This is a genomic window from Hymenobacter sp. M1-2 (assembly GCF_057808495.1).
The window spans coordinates 76,503-103,048 of record NZ_JBTYZO010000011.1 but is presented as its reverse complement, the minus strand read 5'-3'; the positions used below and the strand labels follow the sequence as shown (position 1 = coordinate 103,048).

21 protein-coding genes are annotated in these 26,546 nt (G+C 59.2%); 14 read left to right on the top strand and 7 right to left on the bottom strand.

Going from position 1 to position 26,546, the window contains the following annotated elements:
• Window positions 1–284: 284 nt before the first annotated feature.
• Together argB and ACYSMN_RS12315 are read left to right on the top strand one after the other, a co-directional pair.
• On the top strand, window positions 285–1,067 hold the full coding sequence (gene argB / locus ACYSMN_RS12320; RefSeq protein WP_488924185.1) for an acetylglutamate kinase: 783 nt from the start codon (window positions 285–287) through the stop codon (window positions 1,065–1,067).
• Window positions 1,055–2,125: a M20 family metallo-hydrolase gene (locus ACYSMN_RS12315; RefSeq protein ID WP_488924184.1), complete on the top strand. Its 1,071-nt coding sequence runs from the start codon at window positions 1,055–1,057 to the stop codon at window positions 2,123–2,125. Before argB ends, ACYSMN_RS12315 begins: the two co-directional genes overlap by 13 nt.
• A 58-nt stretch (window positions 2,126–2,183) precedes the next feature.
• On the opposite strand, the gene ACYSMN_RS12310 is transcribed toward ACYSMN_RS12315, so the two are convergent.
• Window positions 2,184–2,645, bottom strand: coding sequence for a VOC family protein (locus ACYSMN_RS12310; RefSeq protein WP_488924183.1), 462 nt, complete (start codon window positions 2,643–2,645; stop codon window positions 2,184–2,186).
• Window positions 2,646–3,003: 358 nt separating this feature from the next.
• On the opposite strand from ACYSMN_RS12310, the gene argH reads away from it, so the two are divergent.
• Window positions 3,004–4,308 (top strand): argininosuccinate lyase, encoded by a 1,305-nt coding sequence (gene argH, locus ACYSMN_RS12305; protein ID WP_488924182.1) that lies wholly within the window; start codon window positions 3,004–3,006, stop codon window positions 4,306–4,308.
• Between the two features lie 367 nt (window positions 4,309–4,675).
• On the opposite strand, the gene lpdA is transcribed toward argH, so the two are convergent.
• The 3 genes from lpdA to ACYSMN_RS12290 form a co-directional block, all read right to left on the bottom strand.
• Window positions 4,676–6,070 (bottom strand): dihydrolipoyl dehydrogenase, encoded by a 1,395-nt coding sequence (gene lpdA / locus ACYSMN_RS12300; protein WP_488924181.1) that lies wholly within the window; start codon window positions 6,068–6,070, stop codon window positions 4,676–4,678.
• Between the two features lie 286 nt (window positions 6,071–6,356).
• Complete coding sequence (locus ACYSMN_RS12295) at window positions 6,357–7,598, bottom strand: NAD(P)/FAD-dependent oxidoreductase (protein ID WP_488924180.1); 1,242 nt, start codon at window positions 7,596–7,598, stop codon at window positions 6,357–6,359.
• Complete coding sequence (locus ACYSMN_RS12290; protein ID WP_488924179.1) at window positions 7,595–7,768, bottom strand: hypothetical protein; 174 nt, start codon at window positions 7,766–7,768, stop codon at window positions 7,595–7,597. Before ACYSMN_RS12290 ends, ACYSMN_RS12295 begins: the two co-directional genes overlap by 4 nt.
• Before the next feature lie 185 nt (window positions 7,769–7,953).
• On the opposite strand from ACYSMN_RS12290, the gene fabG reads away from it, so the two are divergent.
• The 4 genes from fabG to ACYSMN_RS12270 all read left to right on the top strand — a co-directional run bounded on the left by fabG (window position 7,954) and on the right by ACYSMN_RS12270 (window position 15,140).
• Window positions 7,954–8,703 (top strand): 3-oxoacyl-[acyl-carrier-protein] reductase, encoded by a 750-nt coding sequence (gene fabG, locus ACYSMN_RS12285; RefSeq protein ID WP_488924178.1) that lies wholly within the window; start codon window positions 7,954–7,956, stop codon window positions 8,701–8,703.
• A gap of 192 nt (window positions 8,704–8,895) precedes the next feature.
• Complete coding sequence (locus tag ACYSMN_RS12280; protein ID WP_488924177.1) at window positions 8,896–12,000, top strand: DUF8693 domain-containing protein; 3,105 nt, start codon at window positions 8,896–8,898, stop codon at window positions 11,998–12,000.
• A gap of 132 nt (window positions 12,001–12,132) precedes the next feature.
• Complete coding sequence (locus ACYSMN_RS12275; protein WP_488924176.1) at window positions 12,133–12,804, top strand: YiiX family permuted papain-like enzyme; 672 nt, start codon at window positions 12,133–12,135, stop codon at window positions 12,802–12,804.
• A 263-nt stretch (window positions 12,805–13,067) separates the two neighbouring features.
• A complete protein-coding gene (locus tag ACYSMN_RS12270; protein ID WP_488924175.1) occupies window positions 13,068–15,140 on the top strand; it encodes a VWA domain-containing protein in 2,073 nt (690 codons plus the stop codon).
• Window positions 15,141–15,378: 238 nt separating this feature from the next.
• On the opposite strand, the gene ACYSMN_RS12265 is transcribed toward ACYSMN_RS12270, so the two are convergent.
• On the bottom strand, window positions 15,379–16,320 hold the full coding sequence (locus ACYSMN_RS12265) for an NADP-dependent oxidoreductase (protein ID WP_488924174.1): 942 nt from the start codon (window positions 16,318–16,320) through the stop codon (window positions 15,379–15,381).
• 117 nt (window positions 16,321–16,437) lie between these two features.
• Here ACYSMN_RS12265 and ACYSMN_RS12260 point away from each other — a divergent pair, with 117 nt between their 5' ends.
• The 5 genes from ACYSMN_RS12260 (at window position 16,438) to ACYSMN_RS12240 (ending at window position 21,916) form a co-directional block, all read left to right on the top strand.
• Window positions 16,438–16,791: a winged helix-turn-helix transcriptional regulator gene (locus ACYSMN_RS12260; RefSeq protein ID WP_488924173.1), complete on the top strand. Its 354-nt coding sequence runs from the start codon at window positions 16,438–16,440 to the stop codon at window positions 16,789–16,791.
• A gap of 117 nt (window positions 16,792–16,908) precedes the next feature.
• Window positions 16,909–17,718, top strand: a complete 810-nt coding sequence (locus ACYSMN_RS12255; RefSeq protein WP_488924172.1) for a pseudouridine synthase — start codon at window positions 16,909–16,911, stop codon at window positions 17,716–17,718.
• A 316-nt stretch (window positions 17,719–18,034) separates the two neighbouring features.
• Window positions 18,035–18,976, top strand: a complete 942-nt coding sequence (locus tag ACYSMN_RS12250) for an alpha/beta hydrolase (protein ID WP_488924171.1) — start codon at window positions 18,035–18,037, stop codon at window positions 18,974–18,976.
• A gap of 305 nt (window positions 18,977–19,281) precedes the next feature.
• On the top strand, window positions 19,282–21,225 hold the full coding sequence (gene dnaK, locus ACYSMN_RS12245; protein WP_488924170.1) for a molecular chaperone DnaK: 1,944 nt from the start codon (window positions 19,282–19,284) through the stop codon (window positions 21,223–21,225).
• A 499-nt stretch (window positions 21,226–21,724) separates the two neighbouring features.
• Window positions 21,725–21,916, top strand: a complete 192-nt coding sequence (locus ACYSMN_RS12240; protein ID WP_488924169.1) for a hypothetical protein — start codon at window positions 21,725–21,727, stop codon at window positions 21,914–21,916.
• A 69-nt stretch (window positions 21,917–21,985) separates the two neighbouring features.
• Here ACYSMN_RS12240 and ACYSMN_RS12235 read toward each other — a convergent pair whose 3' ends face one another.
• Window positions 21,986–22,414: a hypothetical protein gene (locus ACYSMN_RS12235; RefSeq protein WP_488924168.1), complete on the bottom strand. Its 429-nt coding sequence runs from the start codon at window positions 22,412–22,414 to the stop codon at window positions 21,986–21,988.
• A 349-nt stretch (window positions 22,415–22,763) separates the two neighbouring features.
• Between ACYSMN_RS12235 and ACYSMN_RS12230 the strand changes: the two genes are divergently transcribed.
• Window positions 22,764–23,795, top strand: coding sequence for a phage holin family protein (locus ACYSMN_RS12230; RefSeq protein WP_488924167.1), 1,032 nt, complete (start codon window positions 22,764–22,766; stop codon window positions 23,793–23,795).
• Between the two features lie 152 nt (window positions 23,796–23,947).
• Window positions 23,948–25,093: an FAD-dependent monooxygenase gene (locus ACYSMN_RS12225; protein ID WP_488924166.1), complete on the top strand. Its 1,146-nt coding sequence runs from the start codon at window positions 23,948–23,950 to the stop codon at window positions 25,091–25,093.
• A gap of 217 nt (window positions 25,094–25,310) precedes the next feature.
• Here the strand turns inward: ACYSMN_RS12225 and ACYSMN_RS12220 are convergent, their stop codons facing one another.
• A complete protein-coding gene (locus ACYSMN_RS12220) occupies window positions 25,311–26,480 on the bottom strand; it encodes an endonuclease/exonuclease/phosphatase family protein (RefSeq protein WP_488924165.1) in 1,170 nt (389 codons plus the stop codon).
• Window positions 26,481–26,546 lie beyond the last annotated feature (66 nt).

Sequence of the window (26,546 nt, the reverse complement as noted above, 5' to 3'; positions counted from 1 at the left end):
CATGGTTCGCACGACCATGTTGGGTCGAGGCAACAGCGCAATAGAAGAGAGACGAATCATGACGGGCACCAGTACTGCGAAGCAGTGGAGGTTGGTTACGCGGTTTAAATGAGCTAAGCCGCTAAATCGTTGCAAAACTAGATGTTTTTTTTCGGAAACTTTGTCCGCTCGGCAGTAAAAAATATTGCCGCCAGTATGGCTGCCCGTGCTGAGGCTGAAGTCCGCGGCAGCTAATTATTGCGGTTTTGGCGTCGCTGATGCCGTTTTCTCCTCTCCTGTTTCCGATGAGTGAATCCCTAAAAATATTCAAGATTGGCGGTGGTGTCCTTGATGATGAGCAGCAGCTTCGGCATTTTCTCGCGGAGCTGGCGCGGGTACCGGGCCGCAAAGTATTGGTGCACGGCGGCGGCAAGGGAGCCAGTCAGCTGCTCGCGGATTTAGGCATTGCACCCCGGATGATACAGGGCCGCCGCATCACCGACGCGGCCACGCTGGACGTGGTAACCATGTTCTACGCCGGCAAAACCAACAAGCAGCTCGTGGCGCTGCTCCAGCAAAACGGCGTGAATGCACTAGGTTTATCGGGCGCTGATGGCAACGTGATTCGGGCCGTGAAGCGGCCCGTGCGGGAAATAGACTACGGTTTCGTGGGTGACTTGCAGACCGACAGCGTGAATGCAGACCTACTGTACACGCTGCTCGAAGCCGGCCTCACGCCCGTGTGCTGTGCCATCACCCACGACGGCCAGGGCCAGCTTCTCAACACCAACGCCGACACCATTGCCAGTGCCCTAGCCCGCGCCTTAGCGACGCGCTACGCGGTGGAGCTGCATTTTTGCTTCGAGAAGGATGGCGTACTGGCCGATGTGCAAGACGAAACCTCGGTCATTACTCGCATCACGCCGGAGCTGTATCAGCAGCTGAAAGCTGAAGGAATAATTGCGGCCGGGATGCTGCCCAAGCTCGATAATGCCTTTGCCGCGCTGGAAGCCGGCGTAGAGCGCGTAGTGATTGAAAACGCTCTGAAAATCAATGAGCCGATAAAAACGATTCTATGCAGGTCCTAGAAGAGAAGCTGACCATGTTAGCTATTCACTTGCTGAAGCAGCTTATTCAGACCCCTTCCTATTCAGGGGAAGAGTCCAAAACAGCTATGCTCATCAAGCATTTCCTGCGCCAGCACGGCGCCGACGTACACCGCGACGCCAACAACGTGTGGGCCATATCCAAGCACTTCGACCCGGTCAAACCTACCATCCTGCTCAACTCCCACCACGACACCGTCAAGCCTGGCAGCACTTGGACCTACGACCCGTTCGGGGCCGTGTTGGAAGGTGATAAGCTGATTGGTTTGGGCAGCAACGATGCGGGGGCTTCGGCCGTGAGTTTGCTAGCCACGTTTCTGTACTTTCACGAGCAACAAAACCTACCCTACAACCTAATCTGCGCCATCACGGCTGAAGAAGAAATTTCGGGAGCCAATGGTATTCGGCGCTTATTGCCGCTCCTGCCCAAAATTGACTTAGGCATTGTGGGCGAGCCGACGCAGATGGACCTGGCTATTGCCGAAAAAGGCCTCGTGGTGCTCGATTGCGTGGCGCACGGCCGCACCGGCCACGCCGCCCGCGACGAAGGCGAAAACGCGCTCTACAAAGCAATGGCCGACATTCAGTGGTTTCAGCACTACCGTTTTCCGCTGGTTTCAGACTTGCTGGGGCCAGTAAAGATGACGGTGACGCAAGTGCAAGCTGGCTCCCAACACAACGTGGTACCGGACCGTTGCACGTTCGTAGTAGACGTGCGCACCAACGAGCTGTACTCTAATGCCGAAGTAGTAGAACTGGTGCGCCAGCACGTAACATCCGAAGTAACTCCGCGCTCCACGCACCTCAACTCTTCGCGCATCGCGCCGGAACACCCACTGGTGCAGCGCGGCGTGGCGTTGGGACGCCGCACCTTTGGCTCCGCCACCCTCTCCGATCAAGCCATGATGCCCTTTCCCACCGTGAAGGTCGGCCCTGGCAATTCGGCCCGCTCGCACACGCCCGACGAGTACATTTTGCTCAGTGAAATCCGCGCGGGTGTTCGGGGGCATGTGGCGCTATTGAATGGGCTGAAATTGTAGCGGGGTGCAAGCGGTAACAGTCTTGTAGCTTTCGATCTGCTACCGCCTGCGCCGCTTTCTAGGCTTCCGCCAGTTCTGCAATTTGAATCTTGTGCATCTGCATTAAGGCGCCCATTTTGCGCTGGGCACGAGCCGGCTCGGGGCTGTGCAGCAGCTCGCCCATGTTGGCCGGCACAATCTGCCACGATACGCCAAATGGGTCTTTCAGCCAGCCGCACTGGCCAGGCTGGCCGCCATTGGCCGTAAGCTGCTCCCACAACGAATCGATTTCGGCTTGATCGGTGCAGCTGACAACCAGCGAAATGCCATCCGAAAAGGAGAAGTGCGGTCCGCCATTCATGGCCACGTACGTTTGACCGGCCAACTCGAATTTCACCGTCAGCACACTGCCCAGCGCTGGGGAGCCTTCGGCGTAACGCATCACGTTGGTGATTCTGGAATCTTTGAAGATGCTGGTGTACAACTTAACCGCTTCTTCGGCTTGATCGTTGAAGGTCAGAAAGGTGGTGATCTTTTGCATGTTGTGAAAAAGTTAAGTGGGTTGGAAACATGACAAAAGTATAAGCTAGCCCGCCCCCAGGAGGCCGATAAAAGCGACAAAAAAGGAGGCCGATTGCAACAGTTTCACCGCCGATAAGAGGAAGGTTAGCCATCGAAATTTGCTTGGAATTCGGGCTCGCTTTTCAGTTAGAATGCGACCGAGAATTAACTGCTTTTTGCTCATTTAAAACGTGCATTTCACCCGCGCTTACTACAGCCTGCCGATGATAGGAACGGACGAGAACAATTCCTTATTTCGGGGGCGTTAAACAACAGCAGCGGAGCTTTTGCTGGGTGGCAGGCGTGGTACAACTCAGGCGGTGCCTACCTTTGCGGCCATGAAGATTTGGGACAAAGGCATTGCCGTCAATAAGAAGATTGAGCAGTTTACCGTGGGGCGCGACCGGGAGTTGGATATATACCTTGCGCGCTTCGACGTGCAGGCTTCGCAGGCCCAGGCTAACATGCTGGCGAAGGCAGGACTGCTTTCCGAAGCCGAAAACAAACAGCTGCAACAGGGCCTCACGGAACTGGCCGCGCAGCTGGAGGCGGGCACATTCGTCATCGACGAAAGTTTTGAGGATGTGCACTCCAAAATCGAATACTACCTAACCGAGAAGTTCGGCGACGCGGGCAAGAAAATCCACACTGCCCGCTCCCGCAACGACCAAGTGCTGACCGCCATTCAGTTGTTTCTGAAGGACTATACCAAACGCGCTGCCGCTCGCACGTTGGAGCTGGTAGAGGTGCTGCTGCAAAAAGCCGAGGCTCACCACGCCGACCTCATGCCGGGCTACACGCACTTTCAGGCGGCTATGCCCAGCTCTTTCGGACTCTGGTTTTCAGCCTACGCCGAGCATCTACTACTGGATCTAGCCTTGTTCGAAGCTGCGCACACTGTAGCCGATCAAAACCCGCTCGGCTCCGGCGCCGGCTTCGGCAGCTCCTTCCCCATCGACCGGCTCCAAACCACTCAGGAACTCGGGTTTGGCAGCCTAGCCGTGAGCAGCGTGGGCGCGCAGATGCTGCGCGGCAAAACCGAGAAAACAGTTGGCTTCGCTGTGGCTGGCATGGCCGCTACGCTGGCGAAAATGGCTTATGACCTGGTACTCTACAACTCGCAGGACCTGGCTTTCGTGGAGCTGCCGGCTGCTTTCACTACGGGCTCCAGCATCATGCCCCACAAGAAAAACCCCGACGTATTTGAGCTGATCCGGGCGCGCTGCAACGCCTTGCAGGCCCTGCCCAACACGCTCGCCCTGGCTACCAGCAACCTGCCCAGCGGCTACCACCGCGACTTCCAGATTCTAAAGGAGCTACTCTTCGAGCCACTGACTCAGTTCCTCGACATCCTCGACATCGTACTCTTCGCCCTCCCGCAGCTCCGCATCAAACCCGACTTGCTGAACCAGGCCAAATACGACGCCGTGTTTTCGGTCGAAAACATCAACCAGCTCATCCAAAGCGGCACGCCCTTCCGCGAAGCTTACAAGCAAGTGGGCCGCGCCGTAGACGACGGCAGCTACCAACCCCACCGCGAGTTCCAGACGACGCACTTAGGCAGCGTGCACAATCTGGGCCTGGAAGAAATTCGGGCGAAAGTGGCGCGGTTCAAAGCTGGAAGCCGATTAGTGCAGAATTAGCAGGATCCTGTTCTCAATTAAACTAACGTTTGCTATCGAGGTGGACAAAAAGCTTTAGTAGAATTAATAGTGGCGCAACCGCTGCAAGCGCCAGTGCCACCAACCGAAGAATTCCTAGCGCCTGGGAAAGCATCGTTTGTTGATTAGTTATGTTTTCAAACACGTAGATGGTACAAATCATGTAAGCAGCGTAACCAGCTACTGCCAGTATGAATAATTTAGTGAAGGATGGAAGCCATTTCATAGAAGAGATATTCAAAATGTAGGAGTACAATTATTGAATTGCAATGGTATACAAAAAGCCCCGGTACCACAATGGTACCGGGGCTTTCTATTTCAAGGTGCAGACTAAAGCTTACACGCCTCTCTACAAGTGAATCACCTCGCCGTAAGCAGCAGCAGCGGCCTCCATGACGGCTTCGCTCATGGTGGGGTGCGGGTGCACCGACTTGATGATTTCGTGGCCGGTGGTTTCGAGCTTGCGGGCTACTACCACTTCGGCAATCATTTCGGTTACGTTGGAGCCGATCATGTGGGCACCGAGCCACTCGCCGTATTTTTTGTCGAAGATGACTTTCACGAAGCCGTCTTTCACGCCGCCAGCCGAGGCTTTGCCCGAAGCGGTGAACGGAAATTTACCTACCAGAATGTCGTAGCCTTGCTTTTTGGCTTCCTCTTCGGTGAGGCCCACCGAGGCAATTTCCGGCGTGGCGTAGGTGCAGCCGGGAATGTTCTGGTAGTTGAGCGGCTCCGGGTGATGGCCGGCTATTTTCTCCACGCAAATAATGCCTTCGGCTGAAGCTACGTGGGCCAGCGCCGGGCCGGGCACAATATCGCCGATGGCGTAGATGCCGGGCACGTTGGTCTGGTAGAAGTCATCGACCACCACGCGGCCTTTCTCAACCTTGATACCCAGCTCTTCGATACCGATGTTTTCGAGGTTGGTTTGCACGCCTACGGCGCTCAGCACCACGTCGCACTCCATTTGCTGCTCGCCCTTGGCGGTTTTGATGGTCACGTTGCAGCCGGCGCCGCTGGTGTCGACGCTGGTTACTTCGGCGCTGGTCAGCACGTTGATGCCCATCTTCTTGAAGGATTTCTCCATCTGCCGCGAGATATCCTCGTCTTCCACGGGCACGATGCGCGGCAGGTATTCCACCACCGTTACTTCGGAGCCCATGGCGCGGTAGAAGTAGGCAAACTCCACCCCGATGGCGCCGGAACCTACCACGACGAGGCGTTTGGGCAGCTGCTCCAGGCTCATGGCCTTGCGGTACTCAATGATTTTTTTGCCGTCGATGGGCAGGTTGGGCAGTTGGCGGGCGCGGGCGCCGGTTGCCAATATGATGGACTTGGCTTCTACGGTTTCCTTGGAGCCATCGGCCTTGGTTACTTCCACCTTGCCGGGCGCCAGCAGCTTGCCGGTGCCTTCTACGACATCAATCTTATTTTTCTTGAACAGGAAATTGATGCCCTTGCTCATGCCATCGGCCACGCCGCGGCTGCGCTTAATTACGGCATCAAAATCGTACCCTACGCCATCAGCTTTGAGGCCGTAATCAGCGGCGTGGTTGAGGTATTCGAACACCTGGGCGCTTTTGAGCAGGGCTTTAGTCGGGATGCAGCCCCAGTTGAGGCAAATGCCACCGAGCGATTCCCGCTCGATAACGCCGACTTTCAGACCAAGCTGCGAAGCCCGAATGGCGGCCACGTAGCCGCCGGGGCCGCTGCCGACAACGACCAGGTCGTATTGCAATGCCATGTTGTTGTACTTGAGAGTGAGGGAAACCGCGCCGGGCGCGAACCCCAAGAACGGGGCCCGGCAAAGATAGGCAGGCCGCGCAACTCCCCAACGGCCGAAGGCGTGAGGCACAGTAGCGCGAAGCTCCAGCTTCGCGCATCGTTGAACGACAAGCGTTGCTTCGGCGTAGTTCCGGTCGTTCAACTTCAGCAACGATGCGCGAAGCTGGAGCTTCGCGCTACTGTGCCTACCTGCCGCCATATTGGATACTCGCTCCGCTCGTGCGCGGAACGAATTTCCGCGCTACTTACTTGCCTAGCAGCAATTTCAGGTAGAAGCTGGGGCGGCGCAACCGTTCACGCATATCCAGGTCCAGAAACATCATCGACAGCGTCTCGGCCAGCGTGGGGTTGTTGGCGGCGCGGTTGGCAATGAAGTTGAACAGAGCTGGGTAGTTGAGCAGCCGCTGCATGGCCCGGCTCAGGCGCAGCTCCTGCCCCAACCGGTTGTACACGGCGCCATCATAGCCGCGCAGGAAGGCGGGCGAGAAATCCTGGGCCGCCAGCGCCCGGCCCGCCCAGTCGGCCGCGTGCCGCCCCGACACCATGGCGTGGCTGATGCCTTCGCCGCTGAACGGGTCGATGAGGGAGGCGGCGTCGCCGAGCAGCAAATAGTTTTCGCCAGACAAGGAACGGCGCTTGGAGCCCAGCGGCAGCCCGAAACCGCGCACCGGTCCCAGCCGCTCAGCCTCGGCAAACCGGTCTTTTAGGGCGGGGTGCGTTTGCAGCATATCGGCGAGCCGCTCGCGCAGGTTCACTTTCTTCTTCGATACGGCTTCCGTGAGCATGCCCACGCCCACGTTGGCCTCGCCGTTGGGCAAGGGAAACACCCACAAATAGCCCGGTAGGAAATCCTTGATGAAGTGCAGCTCGATGAAATTGTCGGGGTGTAAACCCTGCACGCCGCGGTAGTACGCCCGCAGGCCCGCGCAGTGGTGCGCCGGTTCCAGGGCGTGCCCCCCAATCTGCCGCGCAAACCCCGACTGCGCCCCATTGGCCACGAGCAGCAGCCGCGCCCGCGCCACGGGCGTGCCGTCAGCGGCTTTGAGCAGCCAGCGGCCGTCGGGCTGCCGTTCGTGCTGCGCCACGTCAATGCCCTCTCGAAAGTCGATTTCGGGGCGGCGGCGCACTTCTTCGATGAGAAAGTTGTCGAAGGCCAGGCGCTTGCTGATGTGGCCGGCGGCGCGGTCGGTGGACGGGTTGTAGCCGGGCTTGAAGGGCACGGCCAGCTTGCGGCCGTTGGGAGCGTAGAAATCGATTCCCCAGCTAGGAATCTGTTCGGCCAAGGCTTCCAGCCGGGCCGGCAGGGCCGCGTCAATCCGCTTTAATTCAGCCAGTACTTTGCCACTGAGGGCATCGCCGCACACTTTGTCGCGCGGGAACGTGGCACGGTCGAGCAGCAGGCAATGCTGGCCGGCGTTGGCGAGGTGCAACGCCGCCGTAGCGCCGCCCGGCCCCGCCCCCAGAATGCAGATATCGGTGTGTATCATTTGAGCCGCAAGCTACGAGCTACAAGCCGCAAGCTGCCAGCCATCAGCCGCAGACCGTCAGTCATCACCCGCAACTGAACAGCCATCACCCGCAAGCAAACAGTCATCACCCGCAACCATACAATCATCACCCGCAGGCAGACAGACATCACCCGCAAGCAGACAGACATCACCCGCAAGCAAACAGACATCACCCGCAAGCAAACAGTTATCGCCCGCAAGCAAACAATCATCACCCGCAGGCCGTCAGTCATTAGCCGCAAGCTTTCACTGGCCAGAACTTACGGTTTGCAGCTAACCGTTATGCTTGTAGCTTGCGGCTCAAAGCTCAAAGCTCACAGCTCTCATCCCACCTATGACCAAACTGCTCGACGGAAAAGTAGCCCTCATCACGGGCGCCTCCAAAGGAATCGGCCGCGCCATCGCGGTGCATTTTGCCCAGCTGGGCGCTCAGGTGGCCTTCACCTACCTCTCCAGCGTAGAAAAAGGCCAGCAACTCGAAGAAGAACTAGCCGCTTACGGCACCAAAGTTAAAGGCTTCCGCTCCGACGCCTCCGTGTACATCGACGCTGAAAAGCTGGTGGAAGACGTAGTGGCCGAGTTTGGCAAGCTCGACATCCTCATCAACAACGCTGGCATTACGCAGGATGGGTTGCTGATGCGCATGAGCGAGCAGCAGTGGGACCAGGTGCTGGCCGTGAACCTGAAATCGGTGTTCAACCTCACCAAAGCCGCCACCAAACCCATGATGCGCGCCAAAGCCGGCAGCATCATCAACATGACCTCCGTGGTTGGCATCAAGGGCAACGCGGGGCAGAGCAATTACGCGGCTTCCAAATCGGGCATCATCGGTTTCACGAAGTCGGTGGCGCTGGAGCTGGGCTCACGCAATATTCGCTGCAACGCCATTGCCCCCGGCTTCATCGAAACCGAAATGACCGGCGAGCTGGACCAGAAAGTGGTAGACGAGTGGCGCAAAGCTATTCCGTTGCGTCGCGGCGGCTCACCCGAGGATGTAGCCAAAGCCACCGCCTTCCTTGCCTCCGACGACAGCAGCTACATCACCGGCCAAGTGCTGCAAGTGGATGGCGGCATGCTGACTTAGGTCCAGCCGCTCCGCTGTAGAGTGAATAGATATTCTTGACAAAGCAGAACTGGTTTTAGAGCCGGTTTTGCTTTGTCAAGTTTATTATTTAGCTAAGTCTGGGCTCAAATACTAAAACCACCTGCTTACAATCATATATTTACCACATATTATTCCTTCCACCTTTGCTCTTCCTTCTCACCTTTTTTTCTCATGACAAAACTATACACCCGATTATGCCACAGCCTAGTAGCACTGACGCTACTTGTTGCTACTTGGCACACCCCGGCCGCGGCTCAGCAGTCGCAGCCCCGCCACTGGAACCCCACGGATACGGACCCTGGTTACCAGATTCGAAAGGACGCTTATGCCCAGCAATTGGCACCGACACGTCCGGTAACGCGTCGAGCGCCTGGTCGGACTCCGCTGGCTCGGCCCGCATGCTTCGAACCCTTTGATACCACTGGGACAGGAGCATGGTCACAAGTTCCTATTCAGGACGACAACTCCATAGGGCCAATAGCGCTCAACTTTGACTTTTCATTGTTTGGAACTGTATATAGACAGGTTTATATCAATACAAATGGCAACATCACCTTCGGCGCACCGCTAGAGGATTACAGCCCCGAAGGCTTTCCTATCACAACGCCTATGATTGCCGCCTTCTGGGCTGATGTGGACACGCGCGGAACGGGACTCTCAATTCCTGGTAACCAAGAAAGTGGAAGCATCTGGTATAAAGTATTTCCCGACCGGCTGGTGGTGGTGTGGAACCGAGTGGGGTATTATAATAAGAAAGTTGATTTGAAAAATACTTTTCAGCTTGTTATAAAGGCCAACACGGCTCCTGGCTTCACTGGCAACGATGTGCTGATTTCCTACGACGACATGCAGTGGGGCACCGGTGATCCAGCTTCCGGCGCACCTGGCGGCTCAGGTGGGTTTGGGGGACCAGCAGCTACAGTAGGTGCCAACCGTGGCGGTACGACAGGAGACTATATTCAGACGGGTCGCTTCAATCTCAACAGTGACCAAGCCCCCAACAATCCTACCGTTGGTACTCCTGGCGGTGTTGATTGGCTGGATGGGAAATGCTTAGGCTATCAGGTAGGCATCAGGGATAATACTCCCCCTGCCGTGGCAGGTTTACCATCTGGCAATACCATTACTCTCAACCAAGGGGAAACGCGCACTATACCGCTGCAGTTTTCCGGACCGGAAGTAACCCAGACCGTTAACGTCACCACCAACCTCAACGGCCTCTGCAACGCTACCGCTCCCATTACTGGCAACAACGGTTCAAACCCTAACTTGACGTTTTCGGTCACCGGCGCCCCCTGCAATGCGGGCACTAATACCGTCACCTTTACCGCCGTTGACAACTTCTCTACTCCCGCAACTTCAGTCTTTACACTAACGGTTATTGTGAATCCGCCCGCCGCTGGTAATGGGCAGTGGACGGGAGCCGTGAGCACCGTATATACCAATCCGGCCAACTGGAGCACCAACGTCGTGCCTATTGCAACAGACAACGTGGTTATTCCGGCTGGGGTGCCCAACTTCCCGGTGCTGAGCACAACGGCGGCAGCTAACAATTTCACCGTGGCCAGCGGCGCTTCCATGACCGTAGCCCCGGGCGGCGCGCTTAGCCTTAACGGCAACCTGGTCAATAATGGCACCGTCAGCGGCGCGGGCACCGTGCTCACCACGGGCACTGCCGCCCAAAGCTTCGGCGGCAGCAATGGCAGCAGCATCGGCAACCTGACGGTGGGTGCCGCGGGCTTGCAACTCAACAGCCCCCTAGCAGTAGCGCAACTTCTCTCGCTCGACGGCAACCTGGGGTCCAACGGCAACCTGACCCTGCGCTCCGACGCGAGTGGCACGGCTATGGTCGTCAACAACGGCTCGGCCATCGTGACGGGTAATGCTACGGTGCAGCGCTACATCGATGGGAGCCTGAACGGCGGCCTGGGCTACCGCCACTTTGCCGCGCCAGTGAGCAACACCACGTTGGCGGATCTGGCTGCGGCGGGCTTCTCGCCCGTGGTTAATTCGGCGTACAACACGGCGGCCAACCCTAGCCCCAGCTCGGTTACTCCCTTCCCCAACATCTACTTTTACAACCAGAGCCTCGTGACGACTACCGGTAACGGCGCGGTAGCGGACTTCGACAAAGGCTGGGTGTCGCCGGCCAGCACCGGCGAAGCCATGACGCCCGGCCAGGGCTACACTGTCAACCTCACCGGCGGCCAGACCCTGGACTTCGTGGGCACGCTCGGCAACGGCGCCGTGTCGGCAACTGGTCTGGGGCGTAGCGGCCAAGCCCAGGCGGGCTGGCACCTGCTCGGCAACCCTTATCCGGCCCCCATCAACTGGACGCAAGCCGTGAGCGGCGCTACCGGCCTCGACAACGCCGTGTACGTGTTTAAGTCGAGCGGACAATACAGCGGCGCGTATGCCAGCTTCGTCAATGGCGCGGGCGTTAACGGGGGCACGAGCACCATTGCGGTGGCGCAGGGCTTCTTCGTGCGCACTACCACTGCTGGCACCACGGGCAGCCTCAACCTGAGCAATGCCGCCCGTCTCACCACGTACACGAATGCTCCGCTCCAGCGCACGACTGAGCTACGGCCGCAGCTGCTGCTGGAGTTGCAAGCCGCCAACGGTGCCGCCGAGCAGACGGCCATCTACTTCCAGCAAGGAGCCACGGCCGCCTTCGACCCGGCCTTCGATGCTTTCCGCCTCGGCAATGGCAGCCCGGTGCAGCTCGGTGCCCTAGCCGGCTCTGATGAGCTGTCTATCAATGGCTTGCCGGCGCTCGGGGCCACCACCGTGACCGTACCCCTCGTGGTGCGCGTGGCGCAGGCCGGCACCTACACCTTGCGCGCCGCCGAGCTGCTCAACCTTCCCACCGGCTGGACGGCCACCCTCCGCGACGCCCTCACCGGCGCTACCGTTGATTTGCAGCGTCAGCCGACGTATAGCTGCACTCTTGAGCCCTCGCAGGCACCCAACCGGTTCTCGGTACAACTCAGCCAGAACCGTGCGCTGGCTAATGCTTCGGCGCAGCTGAGCGCGCAGGTAAGCGTGTACCCGAACCCGGCAAGCCAGCAAGCGTGGCTGAGCCTGCCGCAGCTTAAGCAATCTGCCGAGGTGCTCGTACTGAATGCGCTGGGCCAACAGGTGCAGCGCCAGCAGATTCCAGCCGGCCGCAGCTCCGTGGCCGCGTTGCCCTTAGCTGGCTTGGCCAAAGGCGTCTACACGGTGCGCATCAGCCTGGCTGAAGGCGTCGTTACCAAACGCCTCGTGGTGGAATAAGCTCTTTTTCCTTCACTTTAAAAAGCCGCAGGTTCCGTTGGAATCTGTGGCTTTTTTGTTTGGTAGGACTGATGTAGTGCTATCTTACTGGCTCACAAAATTCCGTCATCTGGTTTCTCATATTTCATTCGCATGCATCGTCGAATCCTGCTGTTTCTATTGCCTCTTTTACTGTTGGCGTTTCTAGCGTATCCGCGCTTGAAGCGGCGCTTTGTTCGATATCAACAGGCGCGGGTAGCAGGTACTGCGGTTGCCGCTATAGCGCCGAGGCTACACGAGGGCGACCTTATCTTCCAGACTTCACAATCGGCGCAGAGCCGGGCCATTCAGTTGGCTACGAAGTCGCGGTACAGCCACTGCGGGATTCTGTTCCGGCGCGGCCAGGAGTGGCGGGTATTTGAGGCGGTACAGCCAGTGAGCGAAACTTCCCTGGTGGCCTGGGCCGCGCGAGGGAAAGATGGGCAGTTTGTGGTAAAGCGCCTGCGAGATGCGGAGACGGTGCTTACGGCAGCGGCGTTGCAGCGCCTGCGGGAGGCCGGTGCGCAATATGGGGGCAAGAATTATGACCTGTATTTCGGCTGGTCGGATGAGCGTATTTATTGCTCTGAGCTGCTTTGGAAGATGTACCGGCACGCGACGGGGCGCGAAATTGGGCAGTTGCAGACCTTGCGAGAGTTTGACCTGAGCCTCCCCGCCGTGCAGGCCAAGCTTAAGGAGCGCTACGGCAACCGTATCCCGTTGGACGAGAAGGTTATTTCACCAGCAAGGATGTTCGAAAGCGAGGAGTTGGTGACAGTGCGGTAATGATGGTGGAAAGGTTTCTGCCTGTAGCGCGAAGCTCCCGCTTTAGTTTCATGAGGCACTATTTCACAAACGCCCGCCGCTGCTTGAGTCGGGCGTATGGCTTGGCCTAGCTGTTATCGGCGAGCAATAACGCCGCCTCTTCTATTTCAAGCGGCCAACTTCCTAACTTCGCCCCCAACCTGCTCCTGCTTGGTGGCGGGCTTAGCGGAAGCAACTTCCCCGCTTACTTCTGAGTTCTTAGTGCTCCATTCTTAGTCTCTCCTTTGATTTCTGTCGCTGCTTCTCCCTGGTTGATTCTGCTGTGCCTGGTGGCGGGTGCGGGCTACGCGGCCCTGCTGTACTCAGCCAAAGCACCGTGGGGCCGGGGCCTAAATTACGGGTTGGCCGCCCTGCGCTTTCTGGTAGTCAGCCTGTTGTGCTTTCTACTCCTCTCTCCTTTCGTCAAAACCACCAGTACTACCACCGAAAAGCCCACTGTGGTACTGGCCGTTGATAACTCGCAGTCGGTGGGGCTGTTTACGCCTGCCTCGGTGCTGAGCCAGGCTACGACGGGGCTTCAACAGTTGGCGGCTACGTTGCGCGGCCGGGGCTTTACGGTGGAAACCCGCTCCCTTGGAGCCGCATCGGTCCGGCCGGATTCCGTGCGCTTCACGGCTGCGGGCACCGACCTCGACGGTCTGCTCACGGGCATCCGCGAAACTTACGACGGGCGCAATCTGGCCGGGGTAGTGCTGCTTTCCGACGGCATCGTGAACCAGGGCCAGTCGCCGACTTACTCCGAGTTCAACTTCCCGATTTACAGCGTGGCCGTGGGCGATACGCTGCCCAAGAAAGACCTGAGCCTGCCCGCGCTCAATTACAACCGCGTCGCGTTCAGTGGCAACCGCTTCCCGATAGAGGCCGATATCAGCTACGACGGTTTCGGGGGCGGCACGGCGGTAGTGCAGCTGCGCGAGCAGGGCCGCGTGCTGCAAACCCAGCGCGTACTGCTGCCCACGGGCCGGCGCCGCACCAAAGCCACGTTCACGGTGGTGGCGCCAGCGCCCGGCAAGCGCCGCTACGAAGTAGTGATTGAGCGACAGGCCGGCGAATTCACGGAACTCAACAACAGCAAGTTCGCCTACATCGACATCGTGAAGGGCAAGCTGCGCGTGCTGCTGGCCGGGGCCGCGCCTCACCCCGATCTAAAGGCACTGCGGGCCGCCATCCAGCAAAACGACAACTTCGACCTCGTCACCTACCTGCCCGGTATCAGCCCACTGAAAGCCGGCCAGGATTTCGACGTGGCCATTCTGCACCAGCTGCCGGCTCGCAATGGTGAAGGTACCGACGTGTTATCTCAAGTGCGCAGCCGCCGCATTCCAGCCTTGTACATCCTCGGCGCCCAGTCCGATTTCAACGCCTACAACGCCCTCGGCACCGGCCTCACCGTGACGCCACGCGGTGGGCAAACCGACGAGGTGACGCCGGTACTCAACCCTAGCTTTTCGCGGTTTTCCTTCGAGGAAGATGCGCTGCGCCGCTTTGCCGCCTACCCGCCCGCGCCCGTCCCGTTTGGCGACTTGCGCCTCGGCGGCGGGGCCGAAGCAGCCTTGTTTCAGCAAGTAGGCCGACTCAAAACGCAGAAGCCGCTGCTCGTATTCGGCGGCACACCACAACAGCGGCAAGCCACCCTGCTCACGGACGGCAGCTGGCAGTGGCGCCTGCAAGAAGCCGTGGAGCACGACGACCGGCCCGAAGCCTACGACCGGATGGTGAACCGCACCTTGCAGCTCCTCACCCAAAATGCCAACAAGAAGCGCCTCGACGTGTACCCCACGCAAGACGCCTTCAGCACCCAGGACGATGTAACCTTCGCCGCCGAAACCTATAACGCCATCTTCGAGCGTATCTACGGCCAGCAAATCACGCTCACGCTCACGGACGAGCAGCAGAAAACGCGCACTTTTACCTACACCAATTCTGAAGACGGCGCCTCGCTGCACCTTGGCGCGCTGCCCGGTGGCCTCTACCGCTACGCCGCCCGCGCCACCCTCAGCGGGCAGCCGCAACAGGACCGCGGCGAAGTGCTGGTGCTGGAACAGCAGCTCGAAGCTTTGCAGTCCCGCGCCGACCACAACCTGCTTTACCAGCTGGCTCGCCGCAGTGGCTCGCGGCTTTACTACCCGGCCCAGCTTCAGCAGCTTGCCCAGGATATTCTGAAGGCCGATTACAAGCCGGTAATTTACTCGCAGGAAGACCTGAAGGACCTCATCAACCTCAAGTGGTTGTTCTTCCTGATTCTAGCTCTCGTGACGGTGGAATGGGCCACGCGAAAGTATTCCGGCGGAGTATAAACATACGTGGCATGGGCTTCAGCCCGTAGCCCACCTGGCTGCCACATCAGCAACAGCAAGGGCTACGGGCTGAAGCCCATGCCACAGATTTCGTGTCGACGTGCGGTTAGCGCTAGAACAGTTCCGGAATTGGTGTTGAATTACTCCCAGCTTTTCCGCTACGTAGCCCTGGGCTTCAGCCCGGGGACGTTGGGCCGCTGTAGCGCGGAATGGATTGCCGCGCTACAGCGGCCATTCGCTACGGCACCAGTATAATCTTGCCGCGGGTGTGGCCAGCTTCGAGCTGCTGATGAGCCTGCCAAGCCTCAGTCAATGGCAGTACGGCGGCAATTTCGGCTTGCAGTTTTCCTTGGGCTGCTAGCTCCGTGAGATGCGCCAGATGCTCCGGCACGGCCCGCACTAGAATGCTAGCCGCTTTGATTTCGGGATGCGCGGCAATCAGCTCCGGCGTGACACCTCCCACGATGCTGACCAATGCCCCACCCGGCCGCAGCACCGCCACGGAGCGGCGCGCTACATCGGCGCCTAAGGGCTCGAGTACCACGTCTACATCTTGCGCCACTTCCTCGAATGCTTGCTGCGTGTAATCGATGAATTGCGCGGCGCCGAGGCCGCGCACGAATTCTTCATTGCGAGCCGAGCCCGTACCAATGACGTGCGCGCCGGCATGGCTGGCGAGTTGCACGGCCAGATGGCCCACACCGCCCGCCGCTGCGTGGATGAGCACGGTTTGGCCGGCTTGCAGATCAGCAAATTCAAATAGGGCTTGGTAAGCCGTGAGGGCTGCTAGCGGCAGGGCAGCGGCTTGCTCATGGCTGAGGTGGGCGGGCTTAGGCGCCAGTTCAGAAGCGGGAGCCAACACGTGCGAGGCATACGCATTACCTGGCGTCGGAAAATTCACCATTCCGAATACCTCCGTGCCGGGAGTCAGGCTTACGTCTTCGCCAGTGGCAACCACCGTACCCGATACATCCCACCCCAAAGTGAAGGGCAGGCTTTGAATACGTCCGGCTACGCCTTTGCCCGCACGGGTTTTGAAATCGACGGGGTTGGTGCCAATGGCCCGGATGGCGACTAGCACTTGGCCGGGGCCGGGCTGCGGCAGGGGCAACTGGGTGAATTGAAAGGCTTCGGCGCCGCCGTATTGCGTGATGTGCAGGGCATGCAGGAACTGGCTCATGCGTAAGAGTTGCTTGGGTTGAAGTTGAAAACGGTGCAAAGCAACACAGTACCAGCATACACGTCAAGTACGCACAGTTTTGGTATGTAGTATCAAAATAGGTACCTTTGGCACCGTATGAAAAAGCACGAAACCGTGATGTGTGCCACTGGCTGCACCGTAGACGCCGCTTTGGCCGTAATTGGCGGCCGCTGGAAAGGCGTTATTCTGTATCATTTATTGAGTGGGCATCGACGCTTTAATGAGCTGCGCCGCTTGCTGCCAGGCGTTACGCAGCGCATGCTCACGCTACAGTTGCGGGAGCTGGAAAACAGCGGCCTGCTGGCACGCAAGGTCTACGCTGAGGTGCCGCCCAAAGTGGAATACTCGCTCACGCCGCTCGGCCGCGAGCTAGAGCCGGTGCTGCTGGGCCTTAAAGCCTGGGGCCAAACTTACACCGAAGCCTACGCCACCACCCAAAGCGCAGCCTAAACAGATACCGCGTCTGAGCCGCGACGCTTGCACGGCAAGGCTCGCAACCGTTCAATGCCCGCCGCGGCGCCGCGCGTCGTGTTTTTACTCCGGGCTATTTTGGCCCCAACTTTCTCTATGCGCTACATTCTGCTCAACAAGCCCTACGAAGTCCTTACCCAATTCACCGACGAAGCGGGCCGCAAAACGCTCAAGGATTTCGTGGCCGTGCCCAACATCTACCCCGTCGGACGGCTCGATTATGACTCCGAAGGCCTCGTGCTCCTCACCGACGACAAGCAACTGCAGCACCGCCTCTCGGAGCCACGCTTCAAGGTGCCGAAAACGTACTGGGTGCAGGTGGAAGGCGTACCTACCAAAGAAGCCCTGGAGCAGCTGCGGCGCGGCGTGGACCTGAAAACCGGCTTCTCCTCCCCCGCCGACGTGGAGCTGCTCCCCGGCCCGCCGACCCTTTGGGAACGAAGCAAGCCGGTGCGTTTTCGCGCCAACATCCCCACTAGCTGGGTACAAATCCGGATTTCGCAGGGCATGAACCGGCAAGTGCGCAAGATGACGGCCGCTGTAGGCTTTCCTACTCTACGCTTGGTACGCGTGAGCATCGCCGACATGCAAGTAGGCCAACTCCAACCCGGCCAGTGGCGCGAGCTGACCAACGAAGAAGTGCAAGCGTTGCGCGAAGACATGGCCGCTCAAACGGCCGCAGCGGGTACGTTCAAGCCCGCCAGCAAAATATCGGAATACTGGCCCGGCGGCGTACGACCTAGCACTGGCAAAGATGCCGGCAAAGCCACCGGCAAAACGGGTACCGGCCCTACATCAGCCACCAAAAGCCGCGGCAAATCAGCTGGCAAACCCAGCCGCCCTGGCACTTCCGCCAAGACGAAAGGTAAACCCACAAACATCCGAGGCCAAGCCGGCCGCAAGTAGTTTCTAGTGCCAAGCGAAGACTAAGACTATAAGCTAGATATTAGCTCCCCTCCTTTTTTAAGGAGGGGTGGCCGCAGGCCGGGGTGGTAAAGCCGTTGCTGAGGTTGTTTACCAGAACGCACGCAGAGCATTCCGCGCATCAAGCGGCGACGAAGCATCTGGCTAGAGTGGTAATCAATTAGTATTGCAGCTTCGGCACGCGAGATGCTTCGGCTGCGCCTCTGCATGACGGGCAACGAGTATCAACCACCCCTGGCCTCTCCTTTCCAAGGAGGGGAACTAGCTTTCTGATCTTCTCTTAGCTAACTCATGCCACATGCCACTCTCATTCAAACGGCTGCTACTAGCATTACTCCTGCTATTCGTGGCAATGAATGTAGTAGCGGCTTTCCACGCCTGGCGCTTCACGCACTTCACCACTGAGGCGGGCCGCCACACCGGCAACCCCGAACAACTCACGGCGCCGCAGAAACTGTGGGTCCTGCTGACCGGCATCAAGAATCCCAAGCCGCGCAACACCGCCACACCGGACTTTCCCTACGCCACGCTGCACTTGCCCAGCCCCAATGGCCGGCTCGAAGCCTGGTACGGTGCCGTGCCGCACCCGCGCGGCACGGTGGCGCTGTTTCACGGCTACACCAGCAGCAAAAGCAAGCTCCTGACCGAAGCAACGTATTTCCGCCGCCTCGGCTACGCGGTGCTGCTCACCGATTTTGCTGGCAACGGTGGCTCCGCAGGCAGCGTGTGCACCGTGGGCCACCACGAAGCCGCCGATGTGGCCGCCGTAACGCGCTGGCTGCAACGGCGGCCTGGCGCAGTTATCCTCTACGCCAATTCGATGGGCGCCGTGGCTACGCTGCGGGCTGAAGCGGAACTAGGCGTGCGGCCCACGGCCAACATCCTCGAATGTCCCTACGGCAGCATGCTCCAAACGGCCCAGAGCCGCTTCCGCTCCATGCACGTGCCGCCCTTCCCGATAGCCAACCTGCTCGTATTCTGGGGCGGCGTGGCCAACGACTTCTCAGCTTTCGACCTTGACGCCACCCAGTACGCCACCCAAGTTCACACGCCGACGCTCCTACTCTGGGGCGCCGCCGACGCCCGCGTAACGCGCCCGGAAACCGACGCCATTTTCGCTAACCTAGCTGGCCCCAAGCAGCGTCAGGATTTCCCCAACTCCGGCCACGAACCCTACTGGCGCAAACACAAAAAGCTGTGGGAGAAGACTGTAGCAGGGTTTCTGGCAGCCAGACAGTAGCACCAAAACGCAGCAGCAAGCCAACATCCACGTGGTCATCGTGACTCGCCAGAACACTGCGGGACACTGCGCTACCCTCTGCGAAACACTGCGAGAAATCCCTGCCTGCCCAGCTGGCAGAAAATCCCGCGCCCCATTCTCCCGTAGAAGTCAGTCCGTCGCACAGAGAACCGTCGGCACTCCTCAAAATGACAATCTGTCACGAGAAAAGACCTTTTCGGTGGCTGGTACGCGTCTTGTAATCCCCCGGTGCGAGCAATTCGCAACAACCTGACACCTCAACTCCTAACGATACTCCTTCAGCAATGGGAAAAATAATTGGTATTGACCTCGGTACCACCAACTCGTGCGTAGCCGTAATGGAAGGCAACGAGCCGGTGGTGATTCCGAACAGCGAAGGCCGTCGGACGACTCCGTCCATCGTGGCTTTTCTCGACAACGGTAAAGGCGAGCGCAAAGTCGGTGATCCGGCCAAACGTCAAGCCATTACCAACCCCAAGAATACGCTCCAATCGATTAAGCGCTTCATGGGTCGCGGCTTCGGCGAAGTGACCGAAGAAGCCAAGCACATATCCTACGAGCTGGTTCGTGGCTCCAACAATACGGTGGCCGTGCAAATCGGCGACCGGCAGTATACGCCGCAGGAGATTTCGGCCATGGTGCTGCAAAAGATGAAGCAGACCGCCGAAGACTACCTCGGCCAGCCCGTGACGGAAGCCGTTATCACGGTGCCCGCTTACTTCAACGACGCCCAGCGCCAGGCTACCAAAGAAGCCGGTGCTATTGCCGGCCTCGACGTGAAGCGCATCATCAACGAGCCCACGGCGGCCGCGTTGGCCTACGGTCTCGATAAAAAGCATAAAGACCAGAAGATTGCCGTGTATGACCTAGGCGGCGGTACTTTCGATATCTCCATCCTCGAACTCGGTGATGGCGTGTTCGAAGTACTGAGCACCAACGGCGACACCCACCTCGGTGGTGACGACTTCGACCAGGTGATCATCAACTTCCTGGCCGACCAGTTCAGCAGCGAAAACGAAGGTCTTGACCTACGTAAAGACGCCATGGCTCTCCAGCGCCTGAAAGAGGCCGCCGAGAAAGCCAAAGTGGAGCTGTCCTCGTCGACGGAAACCGAAATCAACCTGCCCTACATCACCGCTACGGCTTCGGGTCCGAAGCACTTGGTGGTGAAGCTGAGTCGCGCCAAGTTCGAGCAGCTCGCCGATAGCCTCGTGCGCCGCTCGATGGACCCGTGCCGCCAGGCCCTGAAAGATGCTGGCTTGTCTACTTCCGACATCGATGAGGTCATCCTCGTGGGTGGCTCGACGCGCATTCCGCGCATCCAGGAAGAAGTGGAGAAGTTCTTCGGCAAGAAGCCTTCCAAGGGCGTGAACCCCGACGAAGTGGTAGCCGTGGGCGCCGCCATCCAGGGTGGGGTACTGACCGGCGAAGTGAAGGATGTGCTCCTGCTCGACGTGACGCCCCTTTCGCTCGGTATAGAGACAATGGGTGGCGTGATGACCAAGCTCATCGAGTCGAACACGACCATCCCGACCAAGAAGTCCGAGACCTTCTCGACGGCTTCCGACAACCAGCCTTCGGTGGAGATTCACGTACTGCAAGGCGAGCGTCCGCTGGCTTCGCAGAACCGTACCATCGGCCGCTTCCACCTCGACGCCATTCCGCCAGCGCCGCGCGGCGTACCGCAAATCGAAGTAACCTTCGACATCGACGCCAACGGTATCCTGCACGTGTCGGCTAAGGACAAAGGCACTGGCAAGGAGCAGAAAATCCGCATCGAAGCCAGCAGCGGCCTCACCGACGCCGACATTGAGCGGATGCGCAACGAAGCCGCCGCCAACGCCGACGCTGACAAAGCCGAGAAGGAGCGCATTGAGAAAGTCAACCAGGCTGATTCGATGATCTTCCAGACCGAGAAGCAGCTGAAAGAGTACGGCGACAAGCTGAGCGCCGGCAACAAGACGGCCGTAGAAGACGCCCTTGCCGACCTCAAGAAGGCCCACGAGAGCAAGGACCTCGGCCAGATTGACACCGCCATGACGGCCATCAACGCTGCTTGGCAGGCCGCTTCGCAGGAAATGTACGCCGCCACGCAAGGCGGGGCCGATGGCCAGCCCGGCGCCGACGGTGGCAACCCCTTCGGTGGGGCCCAGCCCGGCGGCAACGGCCAGCAAGGCGCCGCGCACGACAACGTGACCGACGTAGACTACGAAGAAGTAGGCAAGTAGTACTTGCTGCCTGCTAGCTGAAACAAAAAGGCCCAGAGCGCAATGCTCCGGGCCTTTTTGCTTGATAAAAAGTCAGCGAAAATCACCAATGTCTGCGTCCTCCAGATACGTTTTCTTCAGGACCAGACGCGTAACCTTCGTGGGTTTTCGAGCTGATGCATTTACCCGTTAGGTAGTTGGTACTTTCAGCAACGGCGTTGCCTGTAGGTCGGTGTGTGGTCAGGCGGAAGAGGTGATTGGCTGCTTTCCGGGTTCGTTTGGCAACATATGACGCTCCGTTAATGCCTCAGTCTGTGTACACCCGGGCCTACAATTGCAAGCCTGTGAAAACCACATTTTGCGGTGAGTAACACGCATCGAAACGTGGAATACGTATTTCCCCCCCCCAGTATTTTCCGGCAAAATACCGTTTAATTCACTTTAAATACTGTTAGTAATACGTTGTTTGCCTTTAGGCATCCTCAGACCTTTGGCCTACAAACAATTCGCATTTCAGCATATGAACCAGCAAACCACGCTGCTAAGTACCGAGCAATCGCGCCAGCGCGTCGTTAGGCTCGTTCTGAATCTTACTAAGAATACGCCGCTGACTCCGAAAGACGATGAACTGCTACTGCTCAACCAGTTCGTTCGGGGAGAGCTGACACTCGACGAGGTACTTACCCGCCTTGAGGCTCACAGCCAAGAATAGCCCAACTAAGCTAGTTGCTGGTTAACTCTTGGCGTGCTTGCCTCACTCACAAACTACGCTCCGCGCACTTTACGGTAATTGCAGCAGCCAGGCTTCGGCCTCCTTTTCTTCATCGAAGAGCCGGTACACCAAAGCCGACTCACGAGCCTCGTTCATGATCAGGTTCATGGCGAGGCGGGCAAATACATCGTGGGCAATGAGGACCGCGCCGTATATAGTCGCGTTTGGCATGGTGGGCTGACGCAGCCAATTCTCCTTGATCCAAATGCGCTCTTCTTCCGTGAAAGCCGTCATTATGCGCTGGTCGCCAAGCACCTTGTGCCAGCCTCGCCGCAGGAGCAATTGGCTGGCGTGCGTGAGGAAGGCTTGTAGCTCATTCATTTTGCGCTTTCCGGCCTTGTACTGCACCACAGCATAGCCGCCAGGATGCTCCAGCAAGCGGCCAACCGGATTTTCGAAGTATACCGGCAGGTGCCGTTGCATGGAGCGCGGTGTCATGAAAGCCAAGAATGGACGGTGGACCGTCGAGCGAGAGTTGTATCGAGAAGCAGCAAACCGAGCTCCCGATGCGAATTGCGGCAGCAATAATAACACGGCTACCCTTAGAAAAGATAGTGCCTTGGAAGCGGACTCCTAAAAAGTTGAAAAGCAGCATGGGGAGCTAAACAGTCGTGGCGAGAAGTTTTCTAGCTAGCGGGCCGCCCGGGCTTTATAACAAGCGCAACGCTAGGCTTCACCAAGCACAACAGCTACCTCGCTCGACAATAACAACTTGACTATCAAACCGTAAAGCAAGGCCAATCCTTCACTTTTGAAGTTTACTTTTCCACCGAAACACCTTGTTGTCATGGATACTTCTTACCGCACCGAAATACACCGCGAGGCCTATTATCCGCCGGCTGCCACCACGGCGCTGCCCGCCGTGCGGCGCATCTCCTGGGGCGCCGTATTCGCGGGCGCCGTGTTGTCCCTTGTTATTCAGCTAGCCTTGAGCCTGCTGGGCTTGGGCATTGGCCTGGGCACCATCGACCCGCTGCAAGAGCAGAACCCTTTCTCCGGTGTGGGGATTGGAGCTGCCATCTGGTGGATTGTTAGCATGCTGATTTCCTTATACCTCGGCGGCTCCGTGGCGGGCCGCTTGGCTGGCATGCCCCGCCGCACCGACGGGCTGCTGCACGGGTTGTTGACTTGGGGCCTGGTTACACTGCTTTCATTTTATTTACTGAGCGCGGCGCTAGGCCGCATCATTGGGGGCGTAACGGGCGTAGCCGGTCAGGCACTGTCAGGTGCGGGCAAAGGTATAGCCGCCGTGGCTCCTGAAGCGGCCGATGCCGTGAAAAGCGAGCTACAAGAACGTGGCATCGACCTCAGCGACTTGAAGCGTGAAGCCGCTACCTTGCTCCGCCAGACCGGCAAGCCGGAGCTGCAGCCCGAAAACCTGGAAAACCAGGTCCAAGGCGCGGCCCAGACTGCCAAAACAGAAGCTGGTCAGGCCGCCGCAAATCCCCAAGCCGCCGATGCCAACTTCGACGATGTAATAAACAAGCTCTTTAGCCGGGGCGAACAGACTCTAGATGCCGCCGACCGCGACGCTGCCGTGAACGTGGTGATGCAGCGTACGGGCAAGAGCCGCGCCGAAGCCGAGCAAATCGTTGCGAACTGGCAGCAAACCTACGAGCAGGCCCGCGTGAAGTGGCAGCAAACCAAGCAGCAGGTCAGTGCCCAGGCCCGCCAGTCGGGCGATGCAGCAGCTGAAGGTTTGTCGAAAGCGGCTCTGCTGGCTGCGTTGGGCTTGGGCCTAGGCGCTGCCGCTGCCGCCATCGGCGGCCGGCGCGCCGCTCCTCACGACACAGTCGTAGCTGGAACCGTAGCTGGCTAAGTGGCCGCTGCTACCGTTGCCGTTTTATCAGAAGGCCTCGCGTTGCGCGAGGCTTTCTTTTTTGCTTAAAGTATGCGCAAAAGATCAGAAGAACGTCGTGCAGAGCCATGTGGCGCAGCATGATTAGGTCAACCGATGCTTAATTTTGCCGGATGAAATTCCTCATCATCGGGGCCGGTATTGGCGGACTAGCTGCGGCGCACGCACTGCTGCGCTTGGGCCACGAAGTGCGGGTGTACGAAGCCGCGCCGGAACTGCGCGAAGTGGGAGCTGGCGTAGTGCTCGGCGCCAATGCCATGCGTGCTTTGCACCAGTTGGATCTGCACGATGCCGTGCACCCGCGGGGCACGCCCGTTACGCTGCTGCACCTGCGCGACCAACGGGGCCGACTCCTGCAAACGGCCGATACATCGGCTTTCACCACCCAGCTAGGCTTCGACAACCTGGGCGTGCACCGGGCCGCGCTGCAACAGGCGTTGCTGGAGCAGTTGCCAGCCGGCACCGTGCGGCTAGCTTGTGCTTTTGAGCGGTTCGAGGATGGCCCCGCGGGTATCATAACTCATTTCGCGAATGGCACTACAGTTAGCGCCGATGCCTTGCTTGGGGCCGACGGACTACGTTCCAGAGTGCGGCTTCAACTACTGCCGCAGGCGCTACCGCGCTACGCGGGTTACACTTGTTGGCGGGCCGTAGTAGATGCCGGCCCACTGGCGCTGCCGGCCGGGGAAAGCTGCGAAACCTGGGGCCTAGCGGGCCACCGCTTCGGCTACGTGCCGGTGGGCGGCGGCCGGGTGTACTGGTTTGCCTGCCTAAACAGTCCTGAGCCGCAAAACCCACGGTTCCGAGCCTACCGCGTGGCCGACCTACGCCGCGAATTCGCCGGTTTTCACGCGCCTATTCCCGAGTTGCTAGCTCTGACTTCCGACGACCAGCTGCTCTGGAACGACATCCTGGACCTGAAGCCGTTGCGACAGTTGGCTTACGGCCGCGTGCTGCTGCTCGGCGACGCCGGCCACGCCACCACCCCCAACATGGGCCAGGGCGCCGGCATGGCCGTGGAAGATGCCGCCGTGCTGGCGCAGTGCCTACCTACGGAACCAAACGTAACGGCCGCGTTCCAGCGGTTCAGCCAACGCCGGCTGCCCCGCACCACGCGCATTGTGCAAACTTCCTGGCAGCTAGGCCGCGTGGGGCAGTTCGAAAATCCGCTCCTGACAAAGCTTCGGGACGCGGCTATGCGCTTGCTGCCGGCCGCCGTGAGCCGGCAGCAGATGGCGTGGCTGTACGAGGCACTGTAGCGCGGAAATCCGTTCCGCGCACGAGCAAAGCGAGTATCCGATACCGCGCCAGTTGAGCAGAGTAGCGCGAAGCTCCGGCTTCGCGTATCGTTGCTGACGCTGAACGACTCGCGCAAGGCTGCAACGGCGTCGTTCAACGATGCGCGAAGCCGGAGCTTCGCGCTACGCCCCTCTCGCGTAGGAACTCGCTGTGCTCGTCCCGGAACGGATTTTCGCGCTACGTGGCCAGCTCTTTCTTGCGGGCGGGCTGGGTGGCTTCCAGCTTTTCTTCCTCCTCCTCTTCCTCGAAGCCTTCTTGGATTTTCTCACTAGCCTCGGCGTGGTCTTCGGCGTCGGCTTCTTCGGCGTTTTGCTCTTGCTCGGTTTTGTCCTGCGGCTCGTAGCTGAGCTTAATGTAGATGGGGAAATGGTCGGAGCCGACGTAGGGCAGGCGTTCCATGTCGTCTACTTTAAAATCGGAGGAAACGAACACGTGGTCGAGGGGCCAGCGTAGGAGCGAGTAGTCGGCGTGGAAGGTGGGCAGCAGGCCCCGGCCCACGCGGGGGTCGAGGAGGCTGCTGATGCGGCGAAACAGCTCCGAAGTGTGCGACCAGGCCACGTCGTTCATGTCGCCAAACACGATGGTAGGTTCCTGCTGCTGCTCTATTTCCCGGCCTACCAGCAGCAGCTCGGCGTCGCGGCGGGTGCTGGTTTTGGACTCGGCGGGCGCGGGCGGCTTGGGGTGCAAACCATAGAGACGCACCCAGGTGCGGCCGTCGCGGAGCTGAATCCGGGTGTGCAGCGAAGGCACATCGTCGTCCATCAGATACTTTATCTGGCAGCCATCGAGGGGCAGGCGCGAGAAGAACAACAGGCCATAGGTGTTGTCGAGCGGCTCGTAGCAGGTGTGCGGATGGGTGGCTTCCAGGGGCTTGAGCTGCTCCTGCCACCACTGGTCCGTCTCGACGGCCATAATCACGTCCGAGTCGGCTTCTTGTAGCACTTTCAGCGCTTCTTCACTTTGCTTGTTGAATTGCAGCACGTTCATCACGGTGAGACTCAGGTGCTGCTCCCCGGTTTTTATAGTACTATCGCCGACCTGCTTGCGGGCCAAGCGTGTGTAGGGCATGATGCGGAACCACTGATATAGCACTACCACCACCGCCGCCACCAACACGCCCCGGCCCCAGTAGCCAGGCAACACGTGCCAGCCCAGCAGTAGTCCGCCGCCAATGGCCAGCAACGCCACGGCCACAATCTGCAAACGCGGAAAGTCGAACACCCGTATCCACCAGGCAGTGGCGCGCAGCAGCGGCAGCAGCGTGGCAATGAGCGTTATTAGAGCCAGCAACAGCACCAGGCCGTGCAACAAGATCAGCCAAATAGGGAGAGAGGCAAAGTCGGGCACGGGCGAAGAGCTGAGAGGCGGGAAGAGGACTAGCAGAGCAGGTCGTACGTCCAAGGAGCCGCACGA

Bases quoted from the DNA above. Each gene is read 5' to 3' on its own strand.
- argB (WP_488924185.1), top strand. From the start codon at position 285: ATGAGTGAATCCCTAAAAATATTCAAGATTGGCGGTGGTGTCCTTGAT.
- ACYSMN_RS12315 (WP_488924184.1), top strand. From the start codon at position 1,055: ATGCAGGTCCTAGAAGAGAAGCTGACCATGTTAGCTATTCACTTGCTG.
- ACYSMN_RS12310 (WP_488924183.1), bottom strand. From the start codon at position 2,645: ATGCAAAAGATCACCACCTTTCTGACCTTCAACGATCAAGCCGAAGAA.
- argH (WP_488924182.1), top strand. From the start codon at position 3,004: ATGAAGATTTGGGACAAAGGCATTGCCGTCAATAAGAAGATTGAGCAG.
- lpdA (WP_488924181.1), bottom strand. From the start codon at position 6,070: ATGGCATTGCAATACGACCTGGTCGTTGTCGGCAGCGGCCCCGGCGGC.
- ACYSMN_RS12295 (WP_488924180.1), bottom strand. From the start codon at position 7,598: ATGATACACACCGATATCTGCATTCTGGGGGCGGGGCCGGGCGGCGCT.
- ACYSMN_RS12290 (WP_488924179.1), bottom strand. From the start codon at position 7,768: ATGTCTGTCTGCTTGCGGGTGATGTCTGTCTGCCTGCGGGTGATGATT.
- fabG (WP_488924178.1), top strand. From the start codon at position 7,954: ATGACCAAACTGCTCGACGGAAAAGTAGCCCTCATCACGGGCGCCTCC.
- ACYSMN_RS12280 (WP_488924177.1), top strand. From the start codon at position 8,896: ATGACAAAACTATACACCCGATTATGCCACAGCCTAGTAGCACTGACG.
- ACYSMN_RS12275 (WP_488924176.1), top strand. From the start codon at position 12,133: ATGCATCGTCGAATCCTGCTGTTTCTATTGCCTCTTTTACTGTTGGCG.
- ACYSMN_RS12265 (WP_488924174.1), bottom strand. From the start codon at position 16,320: ATGAGCCAGTTCCTGCATGCCCTGCACATCACGCAATACGGCGGCGCC.
- ACYSMN_RS12260 (WP_488924173.1), top strand. From the start codon at position 16,438: ATGAAAAAGCACGAAACCGTGATGTGTGCCACTGGCTGCACCGTAGAC.
- ACYSMN_RS12255 (WP_488924172.1), top strand. From the start codon at position 16,909: ATGCGCTACATTCTGCTCAACAAGCCCTACGAAGTCCTTACCCAATTC.
- ACYSMN_RS12250 (WP_488924171.1), top strand. From the start codon at position 18,035: ATGCCACTCTCATTCAAACGGCTGCTACTAGCATTACTCCTGCTATTC.
- dnaK (WP_488924170.1), top strand. From the start codon at position 19,282: ATGGGAAAAATAATTGGTATTGACCTCGGTACCACCAACTCGTGCGTA.
- ACYSMN_RS12240 (WP_488924169.1), top strand. From the start codon at position 21,725: ATGAACCAGCAAACCACGCTGCTAAGTACCGAGCAATCGCGCCAGCGC.
- ACYSMN_RS12235 (WP_488924168.1), bottom strand. From the start codon at position 22,414: ATGACACCGCGCTCCATGCAACGGCACCTGCCGGTATACTTCGAAAAT.
- ACYSMN_RS12230 (WP_488924167.1), top strand. From the start codon at position 22,764: ATGGATACTTCTTACCGCACCGAAATACACCGCGAGGCCTATTATCCG.
- ACYSMN_RS12225 (WP_488924166.1), top strand. From the start codon at position 23,948: ATGAAATTCCTCATCATCGGGGCCGGTATTGGCGGACTAGCTGCGGCG.